Here is a 26,112-nt window from a genome sequence, read left to right as displayed (position 1 = left end):
TCCTGGAACGGTCGGGTGGGGGTCAGGGGAGGAGGTCGGTGGTGGCGGCCCGGACCGCGGCGACGACCTCGGGATCGTCGGCGAGGGCCGGGTCGAGCGCGCCGAGGACGGCGGGGACGGCCCGGTCGAGCGGGCCGCCCGCGAGGTCTCGCAGCCGGTCGGCGGCCGCGTCCCGGACGGGCGTGCCGTGGCCGCGCAGGTGCGCGACCCAGGCGCCGAGGACGGTCACCGCGGCGACCGGGACCCGCCCCTCGGCGCGGGCGGCGCGCAGGGTCGGCAGGATGCGGACCGGCAGCTTCTGCGAGCCGTCGGCGACGATCTGGGCCAGCAGGTGGCGGATCCGCGGGTTGGTGAAGCGGTCGAGGAGCGCGGTGCGGTAGGCGGGGACGTCGCCCTCGGGCAGCCCCGTGAGCCCCGGCGCGGCCTCGTCCCACCACTGCTCGAGCAGCGCCCGGCACCCCGGGTCGGCGACGGCGTCGGCGACGGTCGCGTGGCCCCGCGCACCGCCGACGTAGGCGAGCAGGCTGTGACCGCCGTTGAGCAGCCACAGCTTCCGGCGCTCGTACGGCGCCACGTCGTCGACGAAGCGCGCCCCGGTGCTCTCCCAGGCCGGCCTCTTCCCGGGAAAGGAGCCGGCGAGAACCCACTCGGTGAACGGCTCGGTGACGACCGGCGCGGCGTCGTCGTACCCCCCGAGGCGGCGCACGTCGGCGACGTCCTCGTCGGTCGTCGCCGGGGTGATCCGGTCGACCATCGTCGTCACCCAGCCGACGCCGCCGAGCCACCCGAGGAGGTCGGTGTCGCCGGCGGCACGGGCCAGCGCGGTGACGGCGTCGCGGACGACGGCGGCGTTGTCCGGCAGGTTGTCGCAGGGCACGACCGCGAGCGGGGCGACCCCGGCGCGGGCCCGGGCGCCGAGGCCCGCGGCCAGCCGACCGGGAGCGGTGGCCAGGTCGGCGACGCGGCCCGCCCGGAGGGCCTCGACGTCGGCGGCCACCGCCGGGTGGGCGAGGTCGGCCCCGCCGTCCCCCCGGTGGTAGCCGGCCTCGGTGACGGTGAGGGTGACGACCTGCACCTCGGGGTCGGCGACGAGCCCGACGAGCCTGTCCACGTCCCCGCCGGCGCGCGCCTCGACGAGGCTCGGCACGACCTCGAGCCGGTCGCCGTCGGCGGCACGGGTGACGAGCGTGTAGAGCCCGTCCTGCGCCGTGAGCCGCTGCGCCAGTGCGGTGCTGCGGCCGGTGAAGCCGGCGACCCCCCAGTCGTCGGCGTCGCTCGCGTGCGCGGTCGCCCACACCTGGTGGGCCCGGGAGAAGCCGCCGAGCCCGAGGTGGACGATCCGGACCGGCGATGCGGGCAGGCCGCGGGCGGCGCGCCCGAGCGGGGCGCCGTTCACAGCTTGAACACCCGCCGCGGCTGGTCGACGCTCAGCCCCCGCACGGTCTCGAGCGCCTCGTCCAGGTCGAGTCGGTGCTCGGCGACCAGCCCGGCGAGGAAGCCGGCGTCGAGCCGACGCGACATGTCGTGCCGGGCCGGGATCGAGCAGAAGGCCCGGGTGTCGTCGATGAACCCCGACAGGCGGCTGAAGCCGGCCGTCTCGGTCACCGCGTGCTGGAAACCGCGGATGTCGCTGGGGTTGTCGAGGAACCACCACGGCGCGCCGACGAAGACCGACGGGTAGAAACCCGCGAGCGGCGCGAGCTCGCGGCTGAAGACCGTGGCGTCGAGGGTGAAGAGGACGAGGTGGAAGCCGGCGTGGGTGCCGTACCGCTCCAGCAGCGGTCGCAGCGCCCGCGTGTACTCCGCCGTCACCGGGATGTCGTGCCCGGTGTCGGCGCCGAACCGCCTCGTCGTCGGGTCGTGGTGCCCGCGCAGGCTGCCGGGGTGCAGGGTCATGACGAGGCCGTCGTCGCAGGCCATCCGGGCCATCTCGAGCAGCAGGTGACGCCGGTAGGCCAGGGTCTCGGACGGCGTCGCCTCGCCGCGCAACGCGAGGGCGTGCACCCGCCGGGCGTCGGCGGGGTCCATCGGCTCGGTGCCGATGTCGAGGTGGCTGTGGTCGCTGGAGACCGCGCCGTGCTCCACGAAGTGGCGCCGGCGCGACTCGAGCGCCGCGACGAAGCCGTCGTACGACGACGCGTCGGTGTCGGCCGCCCGCCCGAGCCGGTCGACCTGCGCCGCCCACCCCGGCCGTCCCGCCTCGAGGTAGGCGTCGGGCCGGAAGGTGGGCACCACGCGGGTCGTCACGTCGGGCTGCTCGCGCAGGGCCCGGTGGGCCGCGAGGTCGTCGCACGGGTCGTCGGTGGTGGCGAGGACGTCGATGCGGAAGCGGCGCAGCAGCGCCCGGGGTCGCAGGTCGGGGTCCGCGAGGCGGGCGGCGACGACGTCGTACAGCTCGTCGGCGGTGTCCTCGCTCGGGCGGGTGCGGACGCCGAAGATGTCGTGCAGCTCGGCGTCGAACCACAGCCGCACCGGCGTCCCGCGGAAGACCGACCAGTGCCGGCACAGCAGCCGCCAGGCGGCGCGGGCCTGCGCCTCGGGCAGCGGGCCGCGGCCGACGCCGAGGTCCTCCAGCGGCACCCCGGACGCGTGCAGCAGCCGGGTGACGTAGTGGTCGGGCTGGAGCAGCAGGCTCGTCGGGTCGGTGAACGGCTCGTCGTCGAGGAGCAGCTGCGCCGGCACGTGGCCGTGCGGCGACACGATGGGCAGGTCACGGACCTCGTCGTACAGCTGTCGGGCCAGGCCGCGGACCCCGGGGTCCGCCGGGAGCAGCCGGTCCGGGTGCAGGGCGAGCGGGGCTCCGGCCGGGACGGTCGTCCGGCCGGGGAGCGTGGTGGTCATCTCAGCCCTTCTCCCCACCGGCGGTGAGGCCGCCGACGAGCTGGCGCTGGAACAGCATGTAGAGGATGACGACGGGGGCCGCCGAGATGAGCGACGCCGCCATGAGCTGACCGTAGAGGGGCAGCGCACCGCCCTCGGTCGACAGGGCGAACGTCTGCAGCTGGATGGCCGCCGTCTGGGTCTCGGGGTTGGTCAGCAGGCTGGCGAAGAGGACGTCGTTCCAGCCCACGAGGAGCGCGAAGACGAGGGTGACGACCATGCCGGGGACCATGAGCGGGAACACGATGCGGAACAGCGCGCCCACCCGCGACAGGCCGTCGATCATGGCGGCCTCCTCGAACGAGATGGGGATCTGGCGCATGTTCGTCACGAGCAGCCAGGTCGCGAACGGGATGGCGAAGGTGAGGTAGGTGAGGATGAGCGCGGTGCGCGAGCCGATGACCTGGACCCCGAGCGCCGAGCCCACCGAGGAGAACACGACGAAGAGCGGCAGGATGATCATCACGCCGGGGATCGACTGCAGCCCGACGAACGCCGACAGCAGGGTGTCGCGGCCGCGGAACTCGAAGCGGGTGAGGCAGTACGCCGCCCCGAGGCCGAAGACCACGGCGATGGCGGCCGCGCCGAGGGACGACACGAGGCTGTTGACCAGGCCCTGGGCCAGGGGCACCGTCGTGAAGACGTCGACGTAGTTCGACGGTACGACGTGCGAGGGCCACAGCCTGCCGGCCGACGCGTCGATGTCGGGGCTGACCGAGATGACCAGCATGTAGGCGACGGGGGCCAGCGAGAGCAGCAGCAGGACCACGACGAGGACCTGCAACCAGCGGGGCAGCAGCCGCTGCGGGTCGCGGCGGCGCCGGCGGGGCGCTCGGGCCGCGGTGGCGGTGACGGAGGACATGGGTCTCCTGACCGGGAGGTGGGCGGGTCGGTGGGGTCGGGCGTCAGTCGGCGGCGGTGGTGAGCCGCGACGCGCGCAGGTAGATGACGGCGGGGATGAGCATGAGCAGGAGCGAGAGCACCGACATCGCGCTGCCCAGGCCGAAGCGGAAGGTCTGGAACGAGGTCTGGTAGATGTTCACCGGCAGGGTGAGGACCGAGTCCGGCGCGGGGGTCCCGAAGAGCACGAACGGCAGCGTGAAGTTGTTGAAGTGCGCGAGCGTCGACAGCAGCAGCCCGAGGAGGAGCTGCCCGCGGATCTGCGGCAGGGCGACGTACCGCACCTTCTGCCACCAGGACGCGCCGTCCATGTCGGCGGACTCGTAGAGCTCGTCGGGGATGGCCTGCAGGCCGGCCATGGCCATCATGTAGACGAACGGCCAGGCCGCCCAGATGTCGACGAGGACCAGGGCCCAGAAGGCCTTGTCGCCGATGAGCCACTGGCCTCCGTCGACGCCGAACCAGGCGAGCACCTCGTTGAAGGCGCCGTCGGGTCGCAGGATGAACCGCCAGACCGTCGCGGTGACGAAGGACGGCAGGACGTAGGGGATGAGGAAGGCCGAGCGCACCAGGCCGCGGCCGCGGAAGGCGGTGTTGAGCGCGAGGGCGGCCAGCACGCCGACGGGGGCGCAGACGATCGTCGTCAGCATCGCGAAGGCGAAGCTCACCCAGATCGAGTGCAGCAGGCCCGAGGTCTGCAGCGCCTCGACGTAGTTGGCCAGCCCGACGACGGGGGCCTGGAGGAACGTGCGCAGCGAGTACTGGTCGAGGTCGGTCGCGCTGATCCAGATCCCGAGCAGGAAGGGCACGACGATGACGAGGACCAGCAGCACCACCGTCGGCCCCATGAGCCAGAGCGGTCGGTGCCCGAGGGCGGCCACCCGCGACGGGCGCGGGCGGGCGGGGGACGGACCGCCCCCCGCCGCGACGGGACCGGCGGGCCCCGTCGCGGCGGGGAGGTCGGCGCTGGCCACGTCGGTCGTCACCGCGCGGCCCGGGTCAGGCTCGACTGGGCCTTGGTGTTGGCGGCCTCGAGGAGCGAGGCGGTCGCTGACCCGTCGACGGCCCCGGACTGCAGCGAGGGCAGCGACTGGACGACGACGTTGGTCAGGCCGTTCTGGATGTCCGCCCAGCCACCGGTGAAGGCGGTGGGCGTCGCGCCCTTCTCGGCGTCGATGAACGGCGCGAGCAGCGGGTTCGAGTCGGCGACCTTCTGGAACGCGGACTGGTTGCTCGGCAGGTTGCCGAAGTACTCGTACTGCTTCTGCTGCATCTCCGGGCTGGAGACGATCTTGACGTAGGCCAGGGCCAGGTCGAGGTTCTTGGTGTACGACGCGATGGCGATGTTGTCACCGGAGACGATGGTCTGGGCGGCCGGGGCGCCGGACGGCCGGCTGGTCGCGCCGAACGGGACGTCGGGCAGCGGGGCGAAGGCGTACTTGCCCTTGACGCTCGACTTCTCGAGGGTCGGGATGGAGGTCGCCGTGGCCATCGGGAAGACGGCGGCCTTGCCGGTGGCGAAGGCGGTCAGCGCGTCGGCGTCCTTCCACCCGACGGACTTGGGGTCGACGACCTTGTCCTTCGTGAGCATCCCGAAGTAGTCGGCGACGGCCGTCTTGACCTGGGGGCTGTTCAGCTGGGCCGTCTTGAGGTCCTTGCTGACGAACGAGCCGCCCTGCTGCTCGGTGAGCGACCAGATGAACTTCCACGGGTCGTAGCTGTCGGCGTACCCGATGGCCAGGCCGTACTGGTCGCCGGTCGTCAGCTTCTTGCCGGCGGCGACGAGGTCGTCCCAGGTGGTCGGCGGCGAGGTGATGCCGGCGGCCTTGAACATCTCGGTGTTGTAGACCATGCCGAAGGGGCGGATGGCGACGGGGATGCCGATCTGGGTGCTGCTGTCGGGACCGGACATGCCCAGGGACTCGGGCATGTACTGGTCCTTGCCACCCACCTTCTGCCAGTCGGCGTCGGTCAGGGTGTGGAACGCCTTGGTGCCGTATGCGACCGGCGTGAACGTCGTACCGAGCTGGTAGACGTCCGGCCCGTTGCCGGACACGACCGAGGCCTGGATCTTCGTCGTCTCGTCGGCGGCGCTGGAGAACGTCTCGATGGTGAGGTCGGCGCCGGTCGCGGCCTTGAACTTCGCCTTGACGTCGGAGGACCACTGCTGGAACTGGGTCGGGTAGTTCGGCTGCGAGGCGAGGAAGACGTCGAGCTTGCCGCCGCCTCCTCCCGAGCCGGAGGAGGACCCTCCGCCGCACGCGGTCAGGGACACCATGGCCAGTGCGGCGGCGGCGACCACCGGCACCAGGGGGCGGGAGAACCTCATCGTCTGCTCCTTCCGGGGGGCCCGACCACACCGGCGGGCCCTCGATGCGGCGTGACGCTAGTGACGCGTCGTCCGACTCCGGAAACGGTTGCCAGTTGTTGCCGTACGGCGTCGCGTCCGCATCCGTGCGGCACCTGTGCCCCCGCGGTGCGGACGCACCGCGGGGCGGGCGCGCGGCCACTACGCTGCCGACGTGGCGAGCGTGACGAGCATCCTCATCTACCCGGACCAGGGCGAGCCGGGCCAGGCCCTCGAGTCGGCGGGGGTGGGCGAGGAGGGTCTGGACGGCGACCGCCGCAAGGGCGCCCCGGTCCACCTCGTCGCCGTCGCCGACTACGTCGAGGCGTGGCCCCGGGCCAACGTCGTGCTCGACCTCGAGCCGGAGGCGCTGTCGGCGCTGATCGGCCGCCGGCTGCGGATCGGGGACGTCGAGCTGCAGGTGACCGGGCCGGCCAAGAGCTGTCCCGGTGTCTACGCCGACGTGCCCGTGCCGGGCACCCTGGGCGTGGGTGACGAGGTCGAGGTCGGCGTCCCGGACCCCCGGGCCTGAGCGCCGCTCAGGCGACCGCGGCGGGGTCGGCCGTCGGCTCCCGGTCCACGGTCTCCTCCAGCGGCTCGAGCAGCTCGGTGCCGAGCCACGCGTCGGGGATGCCGAACCCGTCGACGAGGTCGCGGGCGTGCGGGCGCAGCTGCCCGCACAGCACGTTGACCGCGGCGACGACCTGCTTGGAGTGCACGGGCGTGAGGCGCTCGTGCTCGAGGTACCAGCCGCGGTTCGCCTCGATCGTCGAGAGCGCGTAGAGGTCGCAGACCGTCCCGAGCAGGGCCCGAGCCGCCGGGTCGGTGCAGGCCTCGACGCCGGCGGCGAAGGCCTCGAGGACGACCCGGTCGACGTGGGCGCGCGCGGCGGCGACGAGGTGGTCCTGGGCGTCGTTGAACACGGCGAACTGGTCGTCGGCCCTGAGCGCGCGCTGCAGCCGCCGCGCGACCCCCTCGAGCAGGTGCCTCTCGCGGTCCGCGAACAGCTCGAGCTGGCGTCCGCGACCGAGCCCGGAGCCGCCGGCGGCGTCGGTGTCGCGCGACGGTGCGGCCGCGATCAGGCGTCGTACCAACGACTTCGTCGAGGTCCGCTCGAGCAGCGCCTCGGTGACGACGCCGGCGCCGAAGCGCAGTCTGCCGAGGGTGCCGAGCTCCTGGAAGCCCTCACCGAACTCGGTGAGCAGGCCCTTGCCGACCAGCTGGAGCAGGACGGTGTTGTCGCCCTCGAAGGTCGTGAAGACGTCGGTGTCGGCCTTGAGGTCGACGAGCCGGTTGACCGACAGGTACCCGGCGCCGCCGCACGCCTCGCGGGCCGTCTGGATGGCCGCGGTGGCGTGGCTCGTCGACGCGACCTTGATGGCCGCGGCCCGGGCCTCGAGCTCGCGCTGCTGTTGCTCGGGGACGGGCGTCGTCGACGTCTGCACCTCGTGCATGAGCTCGACGAGCTCGTTCTGCGCGAAGGCGAGGGCGTACGACGTCGCGACGGCCGGCAGCAGCTTGCGCTGGTGCACGCGGTAGTCGAGCACCGCGACCTCCCGCTCCGAGCCGGGGGCGCCGAACTGGCGCCGGTGCTCGGCGTACCGGGTCGCGATCGCCAGCGCGCTGCGGGTCGCCGCCCCGGCCCCCGCGGCGACGCTGATCCGGCCGCGCACCAGCGTGCCGAGCATGGTGAAGAAGCGCCGGTTCGGGTTGTCGATGGGGGAGGTGTAGCGGCCCCGGTCGTCGAGGTCGCCGTACCGGCCGAGGAGGTTCTCCCGCGGGACGCGGACGTGGTCGAAGGTGAGCCGTCCGTTGTCGACGCCCCGCAGCCCCGCCTTGGGCCCGTCGTCGCCGATCGTCACGCCCCGGCGGACCCGACCACGGGCGTCGCGGATCGGGACGAGCACGCAGTGCACGCCGTGCTCGCCCTCGTCGGTGACGAGCTGGGCGAAGACGGCCGCCATCCGGGCGTCGCGGGCGGCGTTGCCGATGTAGTCCTTGCGCGCCGTCACCGACGGGGTGTGCACGACGAGCTCGTCGGTCGCCGCGTCGTACGTCGCCGTCGTCCCCAGCTGCTGGACGTTGGAGCCGTGACCGGTCTCGGTCATGGCGAAGCAGCCCGGGACGCTGAGGTCGAGCATCGCGTCGACCCACCGCTGGTGACGGGGTAGGCCGAGGTTGGTCACGGCGCCGCCGTACAGGCCGAAGTGGACGCCGGCCTTGACCCACAGCGACAGGTCGCCGTGGCCGAGCATCTCGAACGCGGTGACGTTGGCGCCGAGGTCGCCGGTGCCGCCCTGCGAGGGCAGGACGCCGTCGCGGGCGTAGGGCTGCTCGGCGAGCAGGGCGAGCTGCGCCGTGGTGTGGGCGCGGTACTCCTCGGTCGTCGGCTCGCCCGCCGGCGGCGCGAACAGCGCGGGGTCCTGGGCGCGCAGCGAGTCGCGGACGTGGCTCCAGCGACCGCCGAGGGCGGCGGTGAGGGCGGTGGCGAGCTCGGACATCTCGGCTCCTCCTGCAGGTGGTCGGTCGGGCGGCGGTGCGGTCAGCGGGCGTCGGCCGGCCACGTCGTGGCGAGGCCGGTCCACGCGAGGGTGGCGAGGTGCTCGGTCAGCGCCCGGCGGGGCAGCCCGGCGAAGCCGGGCTGCCCGGCGAGCCAGGCGTCGGCGGCGGCGCGGACCATGCCGACGACGCCGCGGGCCCAGACGGGCGCGGCGGCGGTGTCCGACCCGGTCGCGGCGAGGGCCTCGGCGAAGAGGGCGGCCAGCTGCTCGGCGACGTGGTCGCTCACCGACGCGGCGGGGTCGGCGCCGGCGCCGCTCCCGGTGCCGCGCTCGAGCAGCGGTGCGGCGACGATGAACCGGTAGACCTCGGGGTCCTTCTCGACGAGCGAGAGGTAGGCGTCGACGGCGGTGGCGACGAGGTGGCGCGGGTCGGCGGCGAGGTCGGTGAGCGGCACCCCGGCCTCCCCGAGCGCACGGCCGAGGTCGCGCAGGATGATCTCGTCCACCCGCTCGGCGACCGCGTGGTAGAGCCCGGCCTTGTCGGTGAAGTGCCGGTAGACGACGGTCTTGCTCGTCCCGGCGGCGAGGGCGACCTCGTCCATCCCCACGCCGGCGCCGTGCCGGCGGATGGCCCGCAGCGTGGCCTCGACGAGCTCGCGGCGCCGCTCGAGACGGTGCTGCGCCCACCGGGTGCTGCGGCCGTCGGGAGCCGGGGCGGAGGACATGCTTTGGACAGTAGCAGGTACTCGCCGTACCTGCTACTGTCCGTACCAGGCACTCGTCCAGCCCGTCCCGACCCCCAGGAGACCCCCGTGGCCGCCTCCCGCCCCCGTCGTCCCGCCCCCCGCCGCGCCGCGGTCCTCGGCGGCAACCGGATCCCCTTCGCCCGGGCCAACGGCCGCTACGCCAGGGCCTCCAACCAGGACATGCTCACCGCCGCGCTCGACGGGCTCGTGGCCCGGTTCGGTATCGCCGGGGAGCGACTGGGGGAGGTCGCCGCCGGCGCGGTCCTCAAGCACTCGCGCGACTTCAACCTCACCCGCGAGAGCGTCCTCGGCTCCGCCCTCGACCCGGCCACCCCGGCGTACGACGTCCAGCAGGCCTGCGGCACGGGCCTCGAGACGGTCGTCCTCACCGCGAACAAGATCGCCCTCGGCCAGATCGAGTCGGCCGCGGCGGGTGGCGTCGACACCGCCAGCGACGCGCCGATCGCCGTCAACGAGGACCTGCGTCGGGCGCTGCTCGCCGTCAACAGCGCCCGTACGACGTCGGGCAAGGTGCGCGCCCTCGCGGCCCTGCGCCCGGGCCAGGTCGTGCCCGAGGTCCCGCGCAACGTCGAGCCGCGCACGGGGCTGTCGATGGGCGAGCACATGGCGCTCACCGCGCGCGAGTGGGGGATCACCCGCGAGGACCAGGACGAGCTCGCGGCCGCCAGCCACCGTCACCTCTCGGCCGCCTATGACCGCGGGTTCTTCGACGACCTCGTCACGCCCTACCTCGGCCTGACCCGCGACGACAACCTGCGCCCCGACTCCAGCACGGAGAAGCTGGCCACGCTGTCACCCGTCTTCGGCAAGGGTGAGGGCGCGACGATGACGGCCGGCAACTCGACGCCGCTCACCGACGGCGCCTCGGTCGTCCTGCTTGGCAGCGACGAGTGGGCCGCCGAGCACCAGCTGCCCGTCCTCGCGCACCTCGTCGACGCCGAGACCGCGGCCGTCGACTACGTGCACGGTGGCGAGGGGCTGCTCATGGCGCCGGCGTACGCCGTCCCCCGCCTGCTCGCGCGCCAGGGCCTGACCCTGCAGGACTTCGACTACTACGAGATCCACGAGGCCTTCGCGGCGACCGTCCTCTCGACCCTCGCGGCGTGGGAGGACCCGGACTTCTGCGCGGGCCGCCTCGGTCTCGACGCGCCGCTCGGGTCGATCGACCGCAGCCGGCTCAACGTCAACGGCTCGTCCCTCGCCGCGGGGCACCCGTTCGCCGCGACGGGTGGCCGCATCGTCGCGACGCTGTCGAAGCTGCTGCACGAGAAGGGCCCCGGCTCGCGCGGCCTGATCTCCATCTGCGCCGCCGGCGGGCAGGGCGTCGTCGCGATCCTCGAGGGCGCCTGACCCTGCGCCGCCCGGTTCCCGGTATCCGACTTCTCGCCATCCGACTTCTCGGTAAAGGACTTCCTGCGACATGACCGACACGTACTCCCAGTTCGTCAACAGCCCTCTCGGCAAGCAGGTCGCGAGCCGGCTGGGGATCCCGCGGCCGGTGCGGCTGCGCCGCTACACCCCCGGAGGGGCGCTGCTCGAGGGCAGCGTGCTGCTCGGGGGGTACGGCGACGCCCCGCTGGCCAAGAGGGTCCGCGCGGTCCTCGACGCCGAGGGCATCGCGACCGCGACCGAGCCGCCGACCGACGGACGGGTCGCCGCCGTCGTCGCCGACCTCAGCGCGATGACCGGCCCGGCCGACCTGGAGGCGCTGCGGGCGCTGGTCGGCCCGGCGCTCAAGCGGCTCGCCCCGTCCGGCCGGGTCCTCGTCCTCGGTGCCTCGCCCGAGCAGGCCGGCGCCGACCCGGTCCTCGCCGCCGCCCGGCGCGCGCTCGAGGGCGTCGTCCGCTCGATCGGCAAGGAGCTGCGGGCCGGAGCGACCGCCAACCTCGTCCTCGTCGAGGACGGCGGCGAGGAGGAGATCGAGTCCACGGTCCGGTTCTTCCTCTCCGGGCGCTCGGCCTACGTCGACGGGCAGGTGGTCACCGTCGGGCCCGCGGGTGCAGGGCGCCGTACGCCCCAGAGCTGGGTGGCCCCGCTGGCCGGAAAGGTCGCGGTCGTCACCGGGGCGGCGCGCGGCATCGGTGCGTCGATCGCCGACACCCTCACCCGCGACGGCGCGACGGTCGTCTGCCTCGACGTCCCCGCCGCCGGCGACGCCCTCGCCGTGGTGGCCAACCGCAACGGCGGCTCGGCGCTGCAGCTCGACGTGACGAGCCCCGACGCGGGCGCGCGGATCGTCGAGCACGCCCGGACCCGCCACGGCAGCCTCGACGTCGTCGTGCACAACGCCGGGATCACCCGCGACAAGCTGCTCGCCAACACCGACGCCGCCCGCTGGCAGCAGGTGCTCGACGTCAACCTGCTCTCCGTGCTGCGGATGAACGAGGCGATCCTCGCCCCCGGCGCGCTCTCCGACGGCGGGCACGTCGTCGTCCTGTCCTCGATGTCCGGCATCGCCGGCAACCGCGGCCAGAGCAACTACGCCGCGTCCAAGGCCGGCCTCATCGGGGCCGTCCACGCGCTCGGCCGCGACGAGGACCTGCGGGCCCGCGGCATCACCGTCAACGCGGTCGCCCCCGGCTTCATCGAGACCGAAATGACGGGCCGGATCCCGCTGGCCACCCGCGAGATGGGTCGCCGGATCAACTCGCTCGCGCAGGGCGGCCTGCCGGTCGACGTCGCCGAGACGATCGCGTGGTTCGCCCAGGACGCCAGCGCCGGGGTCACCGGCCAGGTCGTGCGGGTCTGCGGCCAGAGCATGCTCGGGGCCTGAGGTGCCCGTCCTCACCTACGGCCGGTCGCCCGACCTGCCGGCGCTCTTCGCCAAGGCCGTCGTCACCGGGCGGTTCGGCGGGGGAGCGGTGCCGCCGACGACGGCGCAGCGGCGGGGCGTCGCCGTCGACCTCGACCACCTCGTCGACTACGCGCACCTGCTCGGCTTCACTGTCGGGTCGGCGCTGCCCGTGACCTACCCGCACGTCCTCGCCTTCCCGCTGCAGGTGGCGCTCATGGCGCGGCGCGACTTCCCGTTCCCGCTCGTCGGGCTCGTCCACGTCGAGAACGTCGTCACGTGGACACGGCCGCTCGCCCCGACCGAGCCGCTCGACCTCGCCGTGAGCGCGGGCAACCTGCGCCCGCACCGCCGCGGCCGGCTCGTCGACCTCGTCGCCGAGGTGTCGGTGGCGGGGGAGCCGGTCTGGCGCGGCGTGTCGTCGTACCTCGCCCGGGGGGAGGGCGACCCGACCGCACCCACCGGCGACGAGCCCGACCCGACGGCCGTGGCGGCCGTCGCCGCCCGCCCCGACGGGGCACGCTGGCGGTTCGGCGAGGACGCCGGGCGGCGGTACGGCGCCGTCTCGGGCGACGTCAACCCGATCCACCTGCACGCCCTGACCGCCCGGCCGCTCGGCTTCCCGTCGGCCATCGCGCACGGGATGGCCACCTACGGCCGGGTCGTCGCCTCGCTCGGCCGCCTCGTGCCCCCGGCCGGCACCTCGCACGTGTGGTTCCGCCGCCCCGTGCGGCTGCCGTCGACGACGCTGCTCAAGGCCGCCCCCGACGGCTCGCTCGCCGTGCTCCTGTCGGCCCGGCCCGGCTCCGACGGCGCCCCGGTCGAGCACCTCGTCGTCGCCACCACCCCCGCCTGAGGCGCGCACCGCGTCGCGGGGGTGGCGGCGCGGCGGCTAGCCTTCCCGCAGGCGTCCGACCGGGGCGCCGTACGTCGTCCTGTGGGTCCCGTGGGTCCCGCGGACCCGCCGAAGGAGCGCCACCGTGCCTGCCACCCTCACCGTCCACGTCGCCGGAGACGAGCGATCGGTGGAGCAGGGGACGACGGCCGGGGAGCTCTTCGCGGGTGACCGCGCCGTCGTCGTGGCCCGCGTCGGCGGCGACCTCGTCGACCTCAGCCACGTCCTCTCCGACGGCGACACCGTCGAGCCGGTCCGGGTCGACGAGCCCGACGGCCTCGCGGTCCTGCGGCACAGCACCGCCCACGTCCTCGCCCAGGCCGTCCAGCAGGTCAACCCCTCCGCCAGGCTCGGCATCGGCCCGCCGATCCGCGACGGGTTCTACTACGACTTCGACGTCGAGACGCCGTTCACCCCCGAGGACCTCAAGACCCTCGAGAGGACGATGCAGCGGATCATCAACGAGGGCCAGACCTTCCACCGCCGCGTCACCACCGACGACGACGCCCGCGCCGAGCTCGCCGACGAGCCCTACAAGCTCGAGCTCATCGGCCTCAAGGGCGGCGGGGGCGACGTCGCCGACGCGGCGGAGGGCGCCGACGCCGAGGTCGGCGGCGGCGAGCTGACGATCTACGACAACCGCCGCAAGGACGGCGAGCTGGCGTGGAAGGACCTGTGCCGCGGCCCGCACCTGCCCGACACCAAGCTCATCGGCAACGCCTTCAAGCTCATGCGCTCGGCGGCGGCGTACTGGCGCGGCTCGGAGAAGAACCCGCAGCTGCAGCGCGTCTACGGGACCGCGTGGCCGAGCAAGGACGACCTCAAGGCCTACCTCGACCGGCTCGCGGAGGCCGAGCGCCGCGACCACCGGCGGCTCGGCGCCGAGCTGGACCTCTTCTCCTTCCCCGACGAGCTCGGCTCCGGCCTGCCGGTCTTCCACCCCAGGGGCGGGATCATCAAGCGCGAGATGGAGGACTACGTCCGCCGGCGGCACATCGAGGAGGGCTTCCAGTACGTCGGGACCCCGCACATCTCCAAGGAGGGGCTCTTCCACACCTCCGGGCACCTGCCGTACTACAAGGACACGATGTTCCCGCCGATGCAGTTCGAGGGGTCGGACTACTACCTCAAGGCGATGAACTGCCCCATGCACAACCTCATCTTCCGCAGCCGCGGACGGTCCTACCGCGAGCTGCCGCTGCGGCTGTTCGAGTTCGGGTCGGTCTACCGCTACGAGAAGTCCGGGGTCGTGCACGGCCTCACCCGGGTGCGCGGCCTGACCCAGGACGACAGCCACTCCTACGTCACCCCGGAGCAGGCCCCGGCGGAGGTCCAGCACCTGCTCGACTTCGTCCTGTCGCTGCTGCGCGACTTCGGCCTCGACGACTTCTACCTCGAGCTGTCGACCCGGGCGACCGAGGGCGAGAAGAAGGACAAGTTCATCGGGACCGACGAGGAGTGGGAGGTCGCGACGGCCGTCCTGCAGGACGTCGCCGACCGCTCCGGCCTCGAGCTCGTCGCCGACCCCGGCGGCGCCGCCTTCTACGGCCCGAAGATCTCCGTCCAGGCGCGCGACGCGATCGGCCGCACCTGGCAGATGTCGACGATCCAGTACGACTTCAACCAGCCCAAGGGCTTCCAGCTGGAGTTCCAGGCGGCCGACGGCACCCGCCAGCAGCCGGTGATGATCCACTCGGCGAAGTTCGGCTCGATCGAGCGCTTCTTCGGCGTGCTCACCGAGCACTACGCGGGGGCCTTCCCGGTGTGGCTCTCGCCCGTCCAGGCGCTTGGCGTCCCGGTCGCGGACGAGTTCGCGCCGTACGTCGCCTCGGTCCTCGACCGGCTCAAGGACGCCGGCGTGCGGACCGAGCTCGACGAGAGCGACGACCGCTTCCCGAAGAAGATCCGCAACGCCAGCAAGGCCAAGGTCCCCTACGTCCTCATCGCGGGGGAGGAGGACCGGGCCGCCGGCGCGATCTCCTTCCGCTACCGCGACGGCTCGCAGCGCAACGGCGTCCCGGTCGACGAGGCGGTCGCCGAGATCACCGCGGCCATCGCGACCCGGGCCCAGGTCACCACGTCGCCGGTGGCGGCGGAGGGCGACGCGAGCGTCTGACCCGGGCGCCTGACCGACTCGGGCAGGTCCTGGCCATCTCTTGACCGGGACCTGCCCGATCGCGGCACGTTCTTTCACCGTCCCGACGCGCGCGGTGCCAGCCTCGTCGGCATGCGCGGACACGGGCGACGGGTGGTCACGACGGTCGGGGCGGTGGCGGCGGGGCTCGCCCTCACGACCGGGTACGGCGCCCCGGCGCACGCCGCGGCGACGTCGTACGTCGCCCTCGGTGACTCCTACTCCTCGGGCGTCGGCACCCGCAGCTACCTCGACGACGGCACGAGCTGCGACCGCTCGACCCTGGCCTACCCGAGCCTCATCGCCGCCGCCCGCGGCTGGACGCTGTCCCTGCGCGCCTGCTCCGGGGCGACGACCGCCGACGTGACGAGCACCCAGCTGAGCGCGCTGTCGAGCAGCACCGGCGTGGTGACGCTGAGCGTCGGCGGCAACGACGCCGGCTTTGCCGACGTCCTCACCGAGTGCGCGAAGCCGGGCTGGATGAGCGACTGCGACGGCGCGATCGACACCGCGCAGGCGTTCATCGCCCAGACCCTGCCCGGCCGGCTGTCGACCCTCTACGCCGGCGTCCGCAGCAAGGCGCCCCACGCGGCCGTGACGATCGTCGGCTACCCGCGGATCTTCATGGGCGAGGACTGCAACGCCCTGACCTTCTTCTCACCTCAGGAGGAGACCCGGCTCAACGCGACCGCCGACCAGCTGGACTCCTTGCTCTCGCAACGGGCCTCGCTCGCCGGATTCCGGTACGCCGACCCGCGCACCGCCTTCACCGGGCACGCCGTGTGCAACGACCCGGAGTGGCTCAACGGCCTGTCGGACCCGGTGAGCGACAGCTACCACCCGAACGTCGACGGCCACCGCAGCGGCTACACGCCGGTCGTCAGCGCGCAGCTCGGGGCGCCCGTCGTCGCCACCGCGGCGGTCGTGCGCCGCGCCGAGGCGAGCGCGCCGCGGCTGGCCGCCGCCGCGGCGCCGTACGCCGCCCTGGACGCGCGGATCGCGCCGGAGCGGTTCCGGGCGCCCGACCTCACGACCCCGCAGGCCCGGGCGGCCGCCGCCGCCGCCGGCGTCGACCTCGCCGACCCGGCGAGCGTCCGCGCCGTCTCCCAGCGCTACGACGCCCGGCACGCCGCCGAGCGGGCCGCGGGCCGGTAGCGTCCCCCGGGTGAGCGAGCGCGCCGTCCCCGAGTCCGTCGTCGCCGGCCGGTCCGGCCCGGACGCCGTCCTCGTCGTCGTCACCGCCAACGTCATCGCCGAGGCGGTGACCACGATCGCCGGAGCGGTGGGCCTGCCGCTCGTCGTCCTCCACCACGACGACTCCGACGAGCCCGTGGCCGACCGGCTGACCGGTCTGGACCTCACCGACCGCCACGCCGTCGTCCTCACCGACCACGACGCGCCCGGGACCGCCGAGGTCCTGCGCGCCGCCCTCGCCGGCCCCGCGGGCTACGTCGGCATGATGGGCAGCCGCCGCCGCGCCGAGGGCCTGTTCGCCACGCTGCGAGAGGAGGGCGTCCCTGAGGACGCGCTGGCGCGCCTGCACGTCCCGGTCGGGCTCGACGTCGGTGGCCGCAGCCCCGGTGAGATGGCCCTGTCGGTCGTCGCCGAGGTCAGCGCGTGGGCGAGCGGCAAGCTCGTCCGCGACGGCGACCGGAGCCGCCTGACGGGTTGAGGGGTGACCGGCCAGTAGGCTGGCGGGGCCATGCTGAACCGAGCCCTGCGCGAGACCTGGACCAAGGTCATGACGCCCCCCGCCCGGCTGTTCCTCGCGATGGGGCTCAGCCCCGACGTCGTCACCGTCGTCGGGACCATCGGCGTCTGCGTGGGAGCGCTGGCCTTCTACCCCCTGGGCCACTTCTTCTGGGGCACCCTCGTCGTCGTCCTGTTCATCTTCAGCGACAACGTCGACGGCGTCATGGCCCGGATGCAGGGGCGCCAGGGCGTGTGGGGGGCGTTCCTCGACTCGACCCTCGACCGGGTCGGCGACGCCGCGATCTTCGGCGGGCTCGTCATCGCCTTCGCCCGCAGCGGCCCGATGAACAACCTCCTGTACGCCGGTCTGGCCCTGGCCTGCCTCATCCTCGGCATGGTCGTCAGTTACGCCAAGGCGCGTGCCGAGGGCCTCGGCCTCACCGCCAACGTCGGCATCGCCGAGCGCGCCGACCGGCTGCTGCTCGTGCTGACCGCCACCGGTCTGGTCGGTCTCGGGCTGCCCGTCGTCGTCCTCGGCGTCGTCCTCGCCGTCCTCGCGGTGGCCAGCCTCGTCACCGTGGTCCAGCGCATGCTCACCGTGCGCCGGCAGGCCCTCGCCGCCGTCGCCGGGCACGACCCGCGCGCGTCGTGAGCCCGCGCCGCGGGGCGCCGGGGCGCCTGGCGTCCGGAGGCCGCCGCGTCACCGACCGGGCCGTCGTGCTCGGCTACCGCCTCGGGTGGGGCGCCGTGCGCGCCCTGCCCGCCGGGGCGGCGTACCGGCTCTTCGACGTCATCGCCGACCGCACGGTCGCCCGCGGGGGAGGCGGGGTGCGGCGGCTGCGCGCCAACTACGCCCGGGTGCGCCCCGAGCTCGACGACGCCGCGCTCGACGCCCTCGTCCGCGCGGGGATGCGGTCCTACCTGCGCTACTACTGCGACGCCTTCCGGCTGCCCGACCTGCCCCCCGACGTGCTCGCGCGCTCGGTACGCCTCGTCGGCGACGAGCACTGCCGCGAGGTCCTCGCCGAGGGGCGGTCCGTCGTGGTCTTCCTCGGCCACCTCGGCAACTGGGACCTCGCCGGGGCCTGGTCGACCACCCACCTCGCTCCCGTGACGACGGTCGCGGAGAAGCTGCGACCCGAGGAGGTCTTCGAGGAGTTCCTCGAGTTCCGGACGGGGCTCGGGATGACCATCCTCCCGCTCGAGGGCGGGGCCGACACCTTCGCCGGGCTGCGGTCGGCGGTCGCCGGCGGCCGGTTCATCTGCCTGCTCGCGGACCGCGACCTGTCCGGAAGCGGGCTCGAGGTCGACCTGTGCGGCCATCGCGCGCGGGTCGCCAAGGGGCCGGCCGCCCTCGCCCTGCTCACCGGGGCACCCCTCTACGCCGTGTCGGTGCGCTACGAGCCCAACCCGGCCGTGCCGGGCAGCGGCGCGGGGATCGTCTGCGAGTTCTCGCCGCTCGTCGAGCCGCCGGCCTCGGGCACGACCGCGCAGAAGGTGGCGGCGATGACCCAGGCCTGCGTGGACCACCTGGGGGACGCGGTCCGCGCGCACACCGCCGACTGGCACATGCTCCAGCGGGTCTTCGTCGACGACCTCGACCCGGCCCGGACCCCGGACGTCACGTCCGGCACCCGGGCGGGGGGCGCGTGATGCGCATCGGGATCGTCTGCCCGTACTCCTTCGACGTGCCGGGCGGGGTGCAGTACCACGTGCGCGACCTCGCCGAGGTCTTCCTCGCGCAGGGGCACCACGTCAGCGTGCTCGCACCCGCCGACGAGGACACCGTCGTGCCCGACTACGTCATCAGCGCCGGGCGGGCCGTGCCCGTGCGCTACAACGGCTCCGTGGCCCGGCTCAACATGGGTCCGGTCAGCGCGGCCAAGGTCGCCCGCTGGCTCGAGGCGGGGCAGTTCGACGTGCTGCACCTGCACGAGCCGGTGACGCCGAGCGTCTCGCTGCTCGCGCTGTGGGCGGCCGAGGGGCCGATCGTCGCCACCTTCCACACCTCCAACCTGCGCAGCCGGGTGATGCAGGCGTCGTACCCCGTCCTGCGCCCGGCGCTGGAGAAGATCACCGGCCGGATCGCCGTCTCCGAGGACGCCCGCCGCACCGTCACCACGCACATCGGCGGCGACGCCGTCGTCATCCCCAACGGCGTCTTCGTCGACCGCTTCGCCCTCGCCGAGGTGCGCCCGGACTGGCAGGGGACCCCGGGGCGGCCGACCATCGCCTTCCTCGGGCGGATGCACGAGCCGCGCAAGGGGCTGCCGGTCCTCGCCGCCGCCCTGCCGCAGGTGCTGCGCGAGATCCCCGGGCTGCGGGTGCTCGTCGCCGGCCCCGGCGACCCCGACGAGGTGCGCGCCGCGATGGCGCCGGAGGCCGCGCGCGCCTGCGAGTTCCTCGGCGCGGTGAGCGACGACGACAAGGCCCGCCTGCTGCGCTCGGTGGACGCGTACGTCGCCCCCAACACCGGCGGCGAGAGCTTCGGCATCATCCTCATCGAGGCGATGAGCGCGGGCGCGGCCGTCGTGGCCAGCGACCTGCCCGCCTTCCTGCGCGTGCTCGACGAGGGGCACGCCGGGTTCACCTTCGCGAACGAGGACCCCGCCGCGCTGGCCACCACCCTGCTGCGCGTCCTCGGCGACGCGGACGAGCGCAGCCGGGTCGCGACCATCGGGCGCGTGCGCGCCGACCTTTTCGACTGGTCCGAGGTCGCGCGGGACGTCATGGCGGTCTACGAGACGGTCACCGACGGCGCCGCGATGGTCAGCGGCACGGCCCAGCCGCCCCCGCGGTGGGCGCGGCTGCTGCGCGGCAGGAGCAAGGCGTGAGCACCCTCGACTGGGTCGCCCTCGCGGCCGTCGTCCTCGTCGCGCTGGCCTGGTACCTCTCCTACAACGCGGCCCGGCTGGACCGCCTGCACGGGCGGGTCGAGGCGACGTACGCCGCCCTCGACGCGCAGCTCGTGCGGCGGGCCGAGGCGAGCCTCGAGCTGGCCAACTCCGGGCTGCTCGACCCCGCCTCCGCCCTCGTGCTCGCGTCCGCGGCCGCCGACTCGCTCGCGCACGCCGACGACCCGGACGACCGCGAGCGCGCCGCGGTCGAGTCCGACGTGACCGAGGCGCTCACCGCCGTGCTGACCCCCGAGGTCGTCGCCACCCTGCGCAGCGCCGACGGCGTGCCGCACGACGGCCTCGAGCGGATCGTGCGGGCGGGGGAGCGCGTGCAGCTGGCCCGGCGCTTCCACAACGACGCCGTCAACGACGTGCGCCGGGTTCGCCGCAAGGGCGCCGTCCGCGGCTTCCGCCTCGCCGGCCACGCCGAGCTGCCGGAGAGCATCGACTTCGACGACGAGCTCCCCACCGGTCTGCGCGGCTGACCCCCGCGAATCGGGTTCACGCCGCTCGGCTCGGGTCGTGACGGGAGCCGGGCGACCCGAATCCGATTCGCTTCGGCCCCGCGACTCGGGTTCGAGCCGGTCGGCTCGGGTCCTGACGAGAGCCGAGCGCACCGAATCCGATTCGCGGCGCCCCGGGGGCGGGCTCGTCGTATCCCGCCCACCGTGGTCCGCGCCCGGCCGGGCCGGTCCTACGATGGGGGCGTGACCGAGCAGACCACCGACGCCCCGCAGACCACCACCGGCACCGGCACCACCCGCGTCAAGCGCGGCATGGCCGAGATGCTCAAGGGCGGCGTCATCATGGACGTCGTCGACGCCGAGCAGGCCAAGATCGCCGAGGACGCCGGCGCCGTCGCCGTCATGGCCCTCGAGCGGGTGCCCGCCGACATCCGCGCCCAGGGCGGCGTGGCCCGGATGAGCGACCCGGACATGATCCAGGGGATCATCGACGCCGTCTCCATCCCGGTCATGGCCAAGGCCCGGATCGGCCACTTCGTCGAGGCCCAGGTCCTGCAGAGCCTCGGGGTCGACTACATCGACGAGTCCGAGGTCCTCACCCCGGCCGACTACGCCAACCACATCGACAAGTGGGCCTTCGACGTCCCCTTCGTCTGCGGCGCGACCAACCTCGGCGAGGCGCTGCGCCGGATCACCGAGGGCGCGGCGATGATCCGCTCCAAGGGCGAGGCCGGCACCGGCGACGTCTCCAACGCCACCACCCACATGCGCAAGATCGGCGGCGAGATCCGCCGGCTGACCTCCCTCGCCGACGACGAGCTGTACGTCGCCGCGAAGGAGCTCCAGGCGCCGTACGACCTCGTCAAGGAGGTCGCCCGCGCGGGCAAGCTGCCGGTCGTGCTCTTCACCGCCGGCGGGATCGCCACCCCGGCCGACGCCGCGATGATGATGCAGCTCGGCGCCGAGGGCGTCTTCGTCGGCTCCGGCATCTTCAAGTCCGGCAACCCCGCCCAGCGCGCCGAGGCCATCGTCAAGGCCACGACCTTCCACGACGACCCCGACATGCTCGCCAAGGTCTCGCGCGGCCTCGGCGAGGCCATGGTCGGCATCAACGTCGACGACATCCCCGTCCCGCACCGCCTGGCCGACCGCGGCTGGTGACGGCTCGGACGCTGCGCAGGCTCAGCCGCTGAGCAGGCTCAGGGTGGGGCGAGCCCCCGCGGCGAGGTAGGCGGGCACGTCCTCGGCGGGCATCGGTCGGGCGAAGTGGTAGCCCTGCCCGCTGCGGCACCCCAGCGTGCGGACGATCTCGGCCTGCTGCGGGGACTCGACGCCCTCGGCGACGACCGCGAGCCCGAACGCGTCGGCCATCGAGACCATCGCCCGGACCACCGCGGCGCCCGCGGCGTCCTCCCCGAGCCGCTGTGTGAAGCTGCGGTCGATCTTCAGCGACCCCGCGGCGATGCGACCCAGGTACGACAGGGCGCTGTAGCCGGTGCCGAAGTCGTCGATGGCGAGGCGGACCCCGAGCTCGCGCAGCGCCGCGAGGTTGCGCGCGACGTCCTCGTCGTCGCCGATCGCGGTGCCCTCGGTCAGCTCGACCACGAGGCGCCGCGCGGGCAGGCCGCTGCTCGCGAGGGCGTGGACGACGGCGAGCACCGTGGCGTCCTCGCGCAGGTCGGCGGCGACGAGGTTGACCGCCACGCTGAGCGTGTCATCGGGCCACGCCGCGGCGTCGGCGCAGGCCTGCGCGACGACCCAGCGGTCGATGCCGCCGATGAGCCCGGCACGGACCGCGACGGGCAGGAACTCGTCCGGGGGGACCAGGCCGGTGCCGGGTCGCACCCAGCGGACGAGCGCCTCGAAGCCGACGACCCGCTCCGAGGCGAGATCGACCAACGGCTGGTAGTGCAGGACGAGTTCGCCCGCCGCCACGGCGCCGCGCAGCGCCTGCTCGGTCGACAGCTGGTGACCGACCCCGCGGCGCACCGCCTCGTCGAACACCCGCACCTGCGCCTTGCCCCGGCGCTTGGCGTCGTACATCGCGAGGTCGGCCTCGCGCAGCAGCTCGTCGGGGTCCAGGGACGGGGTCCCGTCCAGCCGCCGGGCCACGCCGACGCCGACCGAGGCGCTGATCCGCACCGACGTGCCGCCCAGCAGGAAGGGCTCCTCGAGGGTCGCGACGACGCGGGCCCCCAGCCTCACGGCGTCGTCGGGGCCGGCGTCGTGGCTGACGACGACGAACTCGTCGCCCCCCAGCCTGGCCAGCAGGTCACCTGCCCGCACGACCGCCCGCAGCCGTACGGCGCTCTGGCGCAGCACCTCGTCGCCGGCCCGGTGGCCGAGGCTGTCGTTGACCGCCTTGAAACCGTCGAGGTCGACGAAGAGGACGGCGGTGTGCGAGGCGAGGGGGGCGGCGGCCAGCAGGTCGCGCAGCGACTCGCGCAGGTCGAGCCGGTTCGACAGGCCGGTGAGGGCGTCGTGGCGGGCCTGGTGGCGCAGCGCGTCGTTGAGCTCGATCATCTCCGCGGAGGAGATCTCGACCGACCGCTCGAGCAGCGACCGGTCGGCCTCCGCCGCGGCGTACGCGCGCGAGACGCCGTCGAGGAACCGGTGCCACCCGGCCAGGTCGGGCGCCTGGTCCACGTCCAGGCGCAGCCGGCGCAGCTGCCTGGTCAGCGTCGGGTGCACGGGGCGGCCCGGGGGGTGGGTGGGGCCGGTGCGCTCAGCGTCGCCCATCGTCGGGGAGCTCCTGCCAGGTCGTCATCGTCATCGTCTGGTTGTGCAGCCGACAGGGGCCGCCCTCGACCGGGGCGAGCTCGCCGTAGGAGTAGAAGCCGGCGAGGACGGTGTCGCCCGTCAGGCCGACCCGGACGGCCTCGAGCTCCCGGTCGACGTCGTCGCCGAGGACCAGGCGGCGGCCCACGCAGCTGACCGCCACGGCGAGGGCCGGGGCGGCGGACGGGGTGGGCCCGGCGGTCAGGGCGGCGTCCTCGGCGGCGCCCTCGGCGCCGTCGAGCAGGCGGTCGACGCTGGCCCGCATGAGCCGCACGCGCGAGCCGGTCGGCACGTCGCCGGCGAAGGTCATCGTCTGGGCGTCCTCGTCGACGGCGAGGACGGTGCGCACGACCTCGCGGTCCGACGAGCCGGGCCGGGTGACGGCGAGCGGGAAGCGCAGCGCTCCGGCGGGCAGCTCGCCCGCGCGGTCGCCGAGGTAGCGCCGGTAGAGGGCCAACGCGGGCTGGTCGTCGAACTCGTGGACGACGTTGCCGTGGGCGGCGGTGACGCGCCGCTCGGGCCCGAAGACCGACCACCCGCCCTGCGAGCCCCAGCCCACCCGCAGCCGGGCGCCGTACAGGCCCAGGGCGGACACGTGACCGGGCACCGGCCGTCCGTCGACGAGCACCCACGTGCGCCCGAAGCGGTCGCCGTCGCCGGCCAGCCCTCCGGTGACGGGGACGTCCGCCGCGGCGGCGGCGCCGAGGCGCTCGGCCAGCCCGTCGACGAGGCCGGCGGCCAGGGCGGTCCCGTTGACGTCGAGCCCCTCGGAGACCACGAGGACCGCGGCGAGCCCGTCGTCGGCCAGCGCCCGCCCCAGGTCGGCCCCGGTGGCGGCCGAGGTCGACGCCGTGACCGGTCGGGTCCGCAGGCGCAGGCGGGTCGCGGCGAAGCGGACGACGGTGACGACGACGGCGTCGTCCTCGAGGAGGTCGTCGACGACGGCCCCGGCGGTCGAGCAGCCGAGGACGGCCGACGTGGGGAAGGCGGCGGCGACCTGGGCGAGCGCCGGGTCGGGGACCTCGACGCGGGCGCCGGCGAACACCAGCACCGCGGTCGAGGGTCCGTCCCAGTCGGGCAACGGCTCGTCCCACCCGGAGACCGGCCCCCACCGGCGCGTGGCGACCTGCACGTGCGTGCTCCTCCCTCTACGGACGTCCCGTCGGGGACATCGGCCGTAGAACGAGGGACCTGAGGGTTCTCGTCGAGGGATCCGCGGCGGGTGCCGAGGCGGGGTCCGAGGCGGGTCCGAGCAGCCGACGGAGCCCGTACGACGCCCCCGGACCCGGCTCCGCGACGGTGCCGCGACCCCGGGAACCTGGTTTCCGGGTGATGACTTCCTGGATGACCGGTCGTGCGGGCCTACGATGGGTTCATGAGCGACCACGTCAGCCTCTTCGCCGACCTCTCCTTCGCGCAGGTGAGACTGCTCGACGCCGTCGAGACGCGGCTGCGCGCCGACGCCGGGATGGAGACCTCGTCCTTCCTCCCGCTGCTCGCGGTGAGCGAGCACGAGGGTGCCCGCGTGCAGGACGTCGCGCTGGCCCTCGGCATCTCCGTGGGCGGCGCGAGCAAGGCCGTCGACCGCCTCGAGCGGGCCGGCTGGGTCAAGCGCAAGAGCCACCCCACCGACCGGCGCTCGTCGACGATCTCGGTCACGGCCGCCGGCCGTCGCGCGCTGGCCAAGGGCGGCAAGGCCGTCGAGGCGGCCGTCGACGGGTCGGTCACCCTCGCCGCCTCCAAGCGCACGGCGCTGCAGGGCGCCCTCGCGCAGCTGCGCACCGACCTCAGGTGACGAGGGCCCGCCGCGTGTGCTCGGGCCGGGCGAACTCGCCGGTGGCGAGGACCTCGGCGAGGTGCGCGGCGGCGACCACGGCGTCGTGGTGCGTAAGGTAGAGCGGCGCGAACCCGAGGCGCACGAGGTCCGGCTCGCGGAAGTCGCCGACGACCCCGCGGGCGATGAGCGCCTGCACGACGCCGTACGCCTCGGGGTGGCGCACCGAGACCTGTGAGCCGCGCCGCGCGTCGTCCGCCGGCGTGACGACCGGCAGGTCGACGCCGAGGGCGCCCAGCGCCTCGACGAAGAACCGGGTCAGCGACAGGGACCGGGCGCGCAGGTCGGCGACGGGCACGCCGTCGTACACCCGCAGGGCCTCCTCCAGCGCGAGCAGGCCGAGCATGCCGCTCGTGCCGGAGCGGGCGCGGCCGATGCCCGGCGCCGGCTCGTACTCCGCCTCCATGCCGAACGGGCGGGCGTGCCCGTTCCAGCCGGCCACCGGGTTGTGGAACGCGGCCTGGTGCCGTTCGGCGACGTAGACGAACGCCGGCGCGCCCGGCCCGCCGTTGAGGTACTTGTAGCCGCAGCCGACCGCGAGGTCCGCCTCGTGGGCGTCGAGCCCGATCTCGAGCACCCCGGCGCTGTGGCACAGGTCCCAGCAGACGAGCGCGCCGACCTCGTGCGCGGCCGCCGTCATCGACGCGAGGTCCCACAGCTCGCCGGTGCGGTAGTCGACCGAGGAGTAGACGAGCAGGGCCACCTCGTCGCCGACGTCGCGCAGGTGCGCGGCGACGTCGGCGGGGGCGACCCGGTCGACCTGCCCGCCCGCGAGGCGGGCGGCCGAGCCGACGACGTAGACGTCGGTGGGGAACGAGTCGGGGTCGACGAGGACCCGGCCCCGGGTGGGGGAGCCCGCCATCCCCAGCGCCGCGACGACGACCTTGAACAGGTTGGTCGACGTCGAGTCGGTGACGACGACCTGCCCCGCGGCGGCGCCGACGAGGACGCCGAGGCGGTCCCCGACCCGGGTCGCCGCCTCCCACCAGCCGGCGTCGTTCCACGAGCGGACAAGACCCTCGCCCCACTCGCGCTCGACGACCTCGCCGACGCGGGCGGCGACCGTCCGGGGGAGCGCGCCGAGCGAGTTGCCGTCGAGGTAGGTCAGGCCGTCCGGCAGGTGGAAGGCGTCGCGGCGGTCGGCGGCCGCGTGGCGGGCGTCGAGGTCGCGGGCCCGCGCGACGAGGTCGGCGGGCAGGTCCGGGGTGCTCGGCATGCCCCGACGCTAGCGC

At 74.4% G+C, this 26,112-nt stretch carries 23 protein-coding genes; 13 read left to right on the top strand and 10 right to left on the bottom strand.

The window, feature by feature from the left end; genetic code table 11:
- Nucleotides 1-22: 22 nt before the first annotated feature.
- From FB458_RS17955 to FB458_RS17935, 5 genes are read right to left on the bottom strand one after another with little or no spacing between them, the layout of a single operon-like run.
- Nucleotides 23-1,396: a mannitol dehydrogenase family protein gene (locus FB458_RS17955; protein WP_141849707.1), complete on the bottom strand. Its 1,374-nt coding sequence runs from the start codon at nucleotides 1,394-1,396 to the stop codon at nucleotides 23-25.
- A complete protein-coding gene (uxaC, locus tag FB458_RS17950) occupies nucleotides 1,393-2,841 on the bottom strand; it encodes a glucuronate isomerase (protein WP_141849706.1) in 1,449 nt (482 codons plus the stop codon). Before uxaC ends, FB458_RS17955 begins: the two co-directional genes overlap by 4 nt.
- 1 nt (nucleotide 2,842) lies before the next feature.
- Nucleotides 2,843-3,742 (bottom strand): carbohydrate ABC transporter permease, encoded by a 900-nt coding sequence (locus FB458_RS17945; protein ID WP_141849705.1) that lies wholly within the window; start codon nucleotides 3,740-3,742, stop codon nucleotides 2,843-2,845.
- A gap of 43 nt (nucleotides 3,743-3,785) precedes the next feature.
- Nucleotides 3,786-4,766: a carbohydrate ABC transporter permease gene (locus FB458_RS17940; RefSeq protein ID WP_141849704.1), complete on the bottom strand. Its 981-nt coding sequence runs from the start codon at nucleotides 4,764-4,766 to the stop codon at nucleotides 3,786-3,788.
- Nucleotides 4,763-6,109, bottom strand: coding sequence for an extracellular solute-binding protein (locus FB458_RS17935; protein ID WP_141849703.1), 1,347 nt, complete (start codon nucleotides 6,107-6,109; stop codon nucleotides 4,763-4,765). The genes FB458_RS17940 and FB458_RS17935 overlap by 4 nt, the downstream gene beginning before the upstream one ends.
- Nucleotides 6,110-6,302: 193 nt before the next feature.
- On the opposite strand from FB458_RS17935, the gene FB458_RS17930 reads away from it, so the two are divergent.
- Complete coding sequence (locus tag FB458_RS17930; RefSeq protein WP_141849702.1) at nucleotides 6,303-6,659, top strand: MOSC domain-containing protein; 357 nt, start codon at nucleotides 6,303-6,305, stop codon at nucleotides 6,657-6,659.
- A gap of 7 nt (nucleotides 6,660-6,666) precedes the next feature.
- On the opposite strand, the gene FB458_RS17925 is transcribed toward FB458_RS17930, so the two are convergent.
- Together FB458_RS17925 and FB458_RS17920 are read right to left on the bottom strand one after the other, a co-directional pair.
- Nucleotides 6,667-8,628, bottom strand: a complete 1,962-nt coding sequence (locus tag FB458_RS17925; protein WP_141849701.1) for an acyl-CoA dehydrogenase family protein — start codon at nucleotides 8,626-8,628, stop codon at nucleotides 6,667-6,669.
- Nucleotides 8,629-8,669: 41 nt separating this feature from the next.
- The gene (locus tag FB458_RS17920; RefSeq protein WP_141849700.1) at nucleotides 8,670-9,353 is read right to left on the bottom strand and encodes a TetR/AcrR family transcriptional regulator; all 684 of its coding nucleotides are present in this window, start codon (nucleotides 9,351-9,353) and stop codon (nucleotides 8,670-8,672) included.
- Nucleotides 9,354-9,440: 87 nt separating this feature from the next.
- Between FB458_RS17920 and FB458_RS17915 the strand changes: the two genes are divergently transcribed.
- From FB458_RS17915 to pdxS, 11 genes are all read left to right on the top strand, one after another.
- Entirely contained in the window at nucleotides 9,441-10,745 is a 1,305-nt protein-coding gene (locus FB458_RS17915) for an acetyl-CoA C-acetyltransferase (RefSeq protein WP_141849699.1), read from the top strand.
- A gap of 70 nt (nucleotides 10,746-10,815) precedes the next feature.
- On the top strand, nucleotides 10,816-12,168 hold the full coding sequence (locus tag FB458_RS17910; RefSeq protein ID WP_141849698.1) for a 3-oxoacyl-ACP reductase: 1,353 nt from the start codon (nucleotides 10,816-10,818) through the stop codon (nucleotides 12,166-12,168).
- 1 nt (nucleotide 12,169) lies between these two features.
- Nucleotides 12,170-13,042 (top strand): MaoC/PaaZ C-terminal domain-containing protein, encoded by an 873-nt coding sequence (locus FB458_RS17905; protein ID WP_141849697.1) that lies wholly within the window; start codon nucleotides 12,170-12,172, stop codon nucleotides 13,040-13,042.
- A gap of 124 nt (nucleotides 13,043-13,166) precedes the next feature.
- Nucleotides 13,167-15,197, top strand: a complete 2,031-nt coding sequence (thrS, locus tag FB458_RS17900) for a threonine--tRNA ligase (RefSeq protein ID WP_141849696.1) — start codon at nucleotides 13,167-13,169, stop codon at nucleotides 15,195-15,197.
- Between the two features lie 111 nt (nucleotides 15,198-15,308).
- Nucleotides 15,309-16,370 carry an SGNH/GDSL hydrolase family protein gene (locus tag FB458_RS17895; RefSeq protein ID WP_141849695.1) on the top strand — a complete coding sequence of 354 codons (1,062 nt, stop codon included), beginning with the start codon at nucleotides 15,309-15,311 and terminating at the stop codon, nucleotides 16,368-16,370.
- A 10-nt stretch (nucleotides 16,371-16,380) separates the two neighbouring features.
- Nucleotides 16,381-16,887: an XdhC family protein gene (locus FB458_RS17890; RefSeq protein ID WP_141849694.1), complete on the top strand. Its 507-nt coding sequence runs from the start codon at nucleotides 16,381-16,383 to the stop codon at nucleotides 16,885-16,887.
- 30 nt (nucleotides 16,888-16,917) lie between these two features.
- Nucleotides 16,918-17,559: a phosphatidylinositol phosphate synthase gene (gene pgsA, locus FB458_RS17885; protein WP_141849693.1), complete on the top strand. Its 642-nt coding sequence runs from the start codon at nucleotides 16,918-16,920 to the stop codon at nucleotides 17,557-17,559.
- On the top strand, nucleotides 17,556-18,560 hold the full coding sequence (locus FB458_RS17880) for a phosphatidylinositol mannoside acyltransferase (protein WP_246061347.1): 1,005 nt from the start codon (nucleotides 17,556-17,558) through the stop codon (nucleotides 18,558-18,560). Before pgsA ends, FB458_RS17880 begins: the two co-directional genes overlap by 4 nt.
- Nucleotides 18,560-19,741: a glycosyltransferase family 4 protein gene (locus tag FB458_RS17875; RefSeq protein WP_141849692.1), complete on the top strand. Its 1,182-nt coding sequence runs from the start codon at nucleotides 18,560-18,562 to the stop codon at nucleotides 19,739-19,741. The genes FB458_RS17880 and FB458_RS17875 overlap by 1 nt, the downstream gene beginning before the upstream one ends.
- Nucleotides 19,738-20,289 carry a hypothetical protein gene (locus tag FB458_RS17870; protein ID WP_141849691.1) on the top strand — a complete coding sequence of 184 codons (552 nt, stop codon included), beginning with the start codon at nucleotides 19,738-19,740 and terminating at the stop codon, nucleotides 20,287-20,289. The genes FB458_RS17875 and FB458_RS17870 overlap by 4 nt, the downstream gene beginning before the upstream one ends.
- A 222-nt stretch (nucleotides 20,290-20,511) precedes the next feature.
- Nucleotides 20,512-21,429: a pyridoxal 5'-phosphate synthase lyase subunit PdxS gene (gene pdxS, locus FB458_RS17865; RefSeq protein ID WP_141849690.1), complete on the top strand. Its 918-nt coding sequence runs from the start codon at nucleotides 20,512-20,514 to the stop codon at nucleotides 21,427-21,429.
- Between the two features lie 21 nt (nucleotides 21,430-21,450).
- On the opposite strand, the gene FB458_RS17860 is transcribed toward pdxS, so the two are convergent.
- Both FB458_RS17860 and FB458_RS17855 read right to left on the bottom strand, forming a co-directional pair.
- On the bottom strand, nucleotides 21,451-23,007 hold the full coding sequence (locus FB458_RS17860) for a putative bifunctional diguanylate cyclase/phosphodiesterase (protein ID WP_141849689.1): 1,557 nt from the start codon (nucleotides 23,005-23,007) through the stop codon (nucleotides 21,451-21,453).
- Nucleotides 22,994-24,178 carry an FIST signal transduction protein gene (locus FB458_RS17855; protein WP_141849688.1) on the bottom strand — a complete coding sequence of 395 codons (1,185 nt, stop codon included), beginning with the start codon at nucleotides 24,176-24,178 and terminating at the stop codon, nucleotides 22,994-22,996. The genes FB458_RS17860 and FB458_RS17855 overlap by 14 nt, the downstream gene beginning before the upstream one ends.
- Before the next feature lie 243 nt (nucleotides 24,179-24,421).
- Here FB458_RS17855 and FB458_RS17850 point away from each other — a divergent pair, with 243 nt between their 5' ends.
- Nucleotides 24,422-24,841 (top strand): MarR family winged helix-turn-helix transcriptional regulator, encoded by a 420-nt coding sequence (locus FB458_RS17850; RefSeq protein WP_141849687.1) that lies wholly within the window; start codon nucleotides 24,422-24,424, stop codon nucleotides 24,839-24,841.
- Here FB458_RS17850 and kynU read toward each other — a convergent pair.
- The gene (kynU, locus tag FB458_RS17845) at nucleotides 24,834-26,096 is read right to left on the bottom strand and encodes a kynureninase (RefSeq protein ID WP_141849686.1); all 1,263 of its coding nucleotides are present in this window, start codon (nucleotides 26,094-26,096) and stop codon (nucleotides 24,834-24,836) included. The two genes, FB458_RS17850 and kynU, sit on opposite strands and share 8 nt — an antisense overlap.
- Between the last annotated feature and the right edge of the window lie 16 nt (nucleotides 26,097-26,112).

Origin of the sequence: Lapillicoccus jejuensis, assembly GCF_006715055.1 — a bacterium.
Classification (GTDB): domain Bacteria; phylum Actinomycetota; class Actinomycetes; order Actinomycetales; family Dermatophilaceae; genus Lapillicoccus; species Lapillicoccus jejuensis.
The sequence above is the reverse complement of the archived record's forward strand: the minus strand, read 5'-3'. Positions and strand labels throughout refer to the sequence as shown.

What these genes read in the sequence shown, in the direction of transcription:
- pgsA (WP_141849693.1), top strand. Translation starts at nt 16,918, where the DNA reads ATGCTGAACCGAGCCCTGCGCGAGACCTGGACCAAGGTCATGACGCCC.
- FB458_RS17910 (WP_141849698.1), top strand. Translation starts at nt 10,816, where the DNA reads ATGACCGACACGTACTCCCAGTTCGTCAACAGCCCTCTCGGCAAGCAG.
- FB458_RS17935 (WP_141849703.1), bottom strand. Translation starts at nt 6,109, where the DNA reads ATGAGGTTCTCCCGCCCCCTGGTGCCGGTGGTCGCCGCCGCCGCACTG.
- FB458_RS17860 (WP_141849689.1), bottom strand. Translation starts at nt 23,007, where the DNA reads ATGGGCGACGCTGAGCGCACCGGCCCCACCCACCCCCCGGGCCGCCCC.
- FB458_RS17920 (WP_141849700.1), bottom strand. Translation starts at nt 9,353, where the DNA reads ATGTCCTCCGCCCCGGCTCCCGACGGCCGCAGCACCCGGTGGGCGCAG.
- kynU (WP_141849686.1), bottom strand. Translation starts at nt 26,096, where the DNA reads ATGCCGAGCACCCCGGACCTGCCCGCCGACCTCGTCGCGCGGGCCCGC.
- FB458_RS17850 (WP_141849687.1), top strand. Translation starts at nt 24,422, where the DNA reads ATGAGCGACCACGTCAGCCTCTTCGCCGACCTCTCCTTCGCGCAGGTG.
- FB458_RS17945 (WP_141849705.1), bottom strand. Translation starts at nt 3,742, where the DNA reads ATGTCCTCCGTCACCGCCACCGCGGCCCGAGCGCCCCGCCGGCGCCGC.
- FB458_RS17925 (WP_141849701.1), bottom strand. Translation starts at nt 8,628, where the DNA reads ATGTCCGAGCTCGCCACCGCCCTCACCGCCGCCCTCGGCGGTCGCTGG.
- uxaC (WP_141849706.1), bottom strand. Translation starts at nt 2,841, where the DNA reads ATGACCACCACGCTCCCCGGCCGGACGACCGTCCCGGCCGGAGCCCCG.
- FB458_RS17875 (WP_141849692.1), top strand. Translation starts at nt 18,560, where the DNA reads ATGCGCATCGGGATCGTCTGCCCGTACTCCTTCGACGTGCCGGGCGGG.
- FB458_RS17895 (WP_141849695.1), top strand. Translation starts at nt 15,309, where the DNA reads ATGCGCGGACACGGGCGACGGGTGGTCACGACGGTCGGGGCGGTGGCG.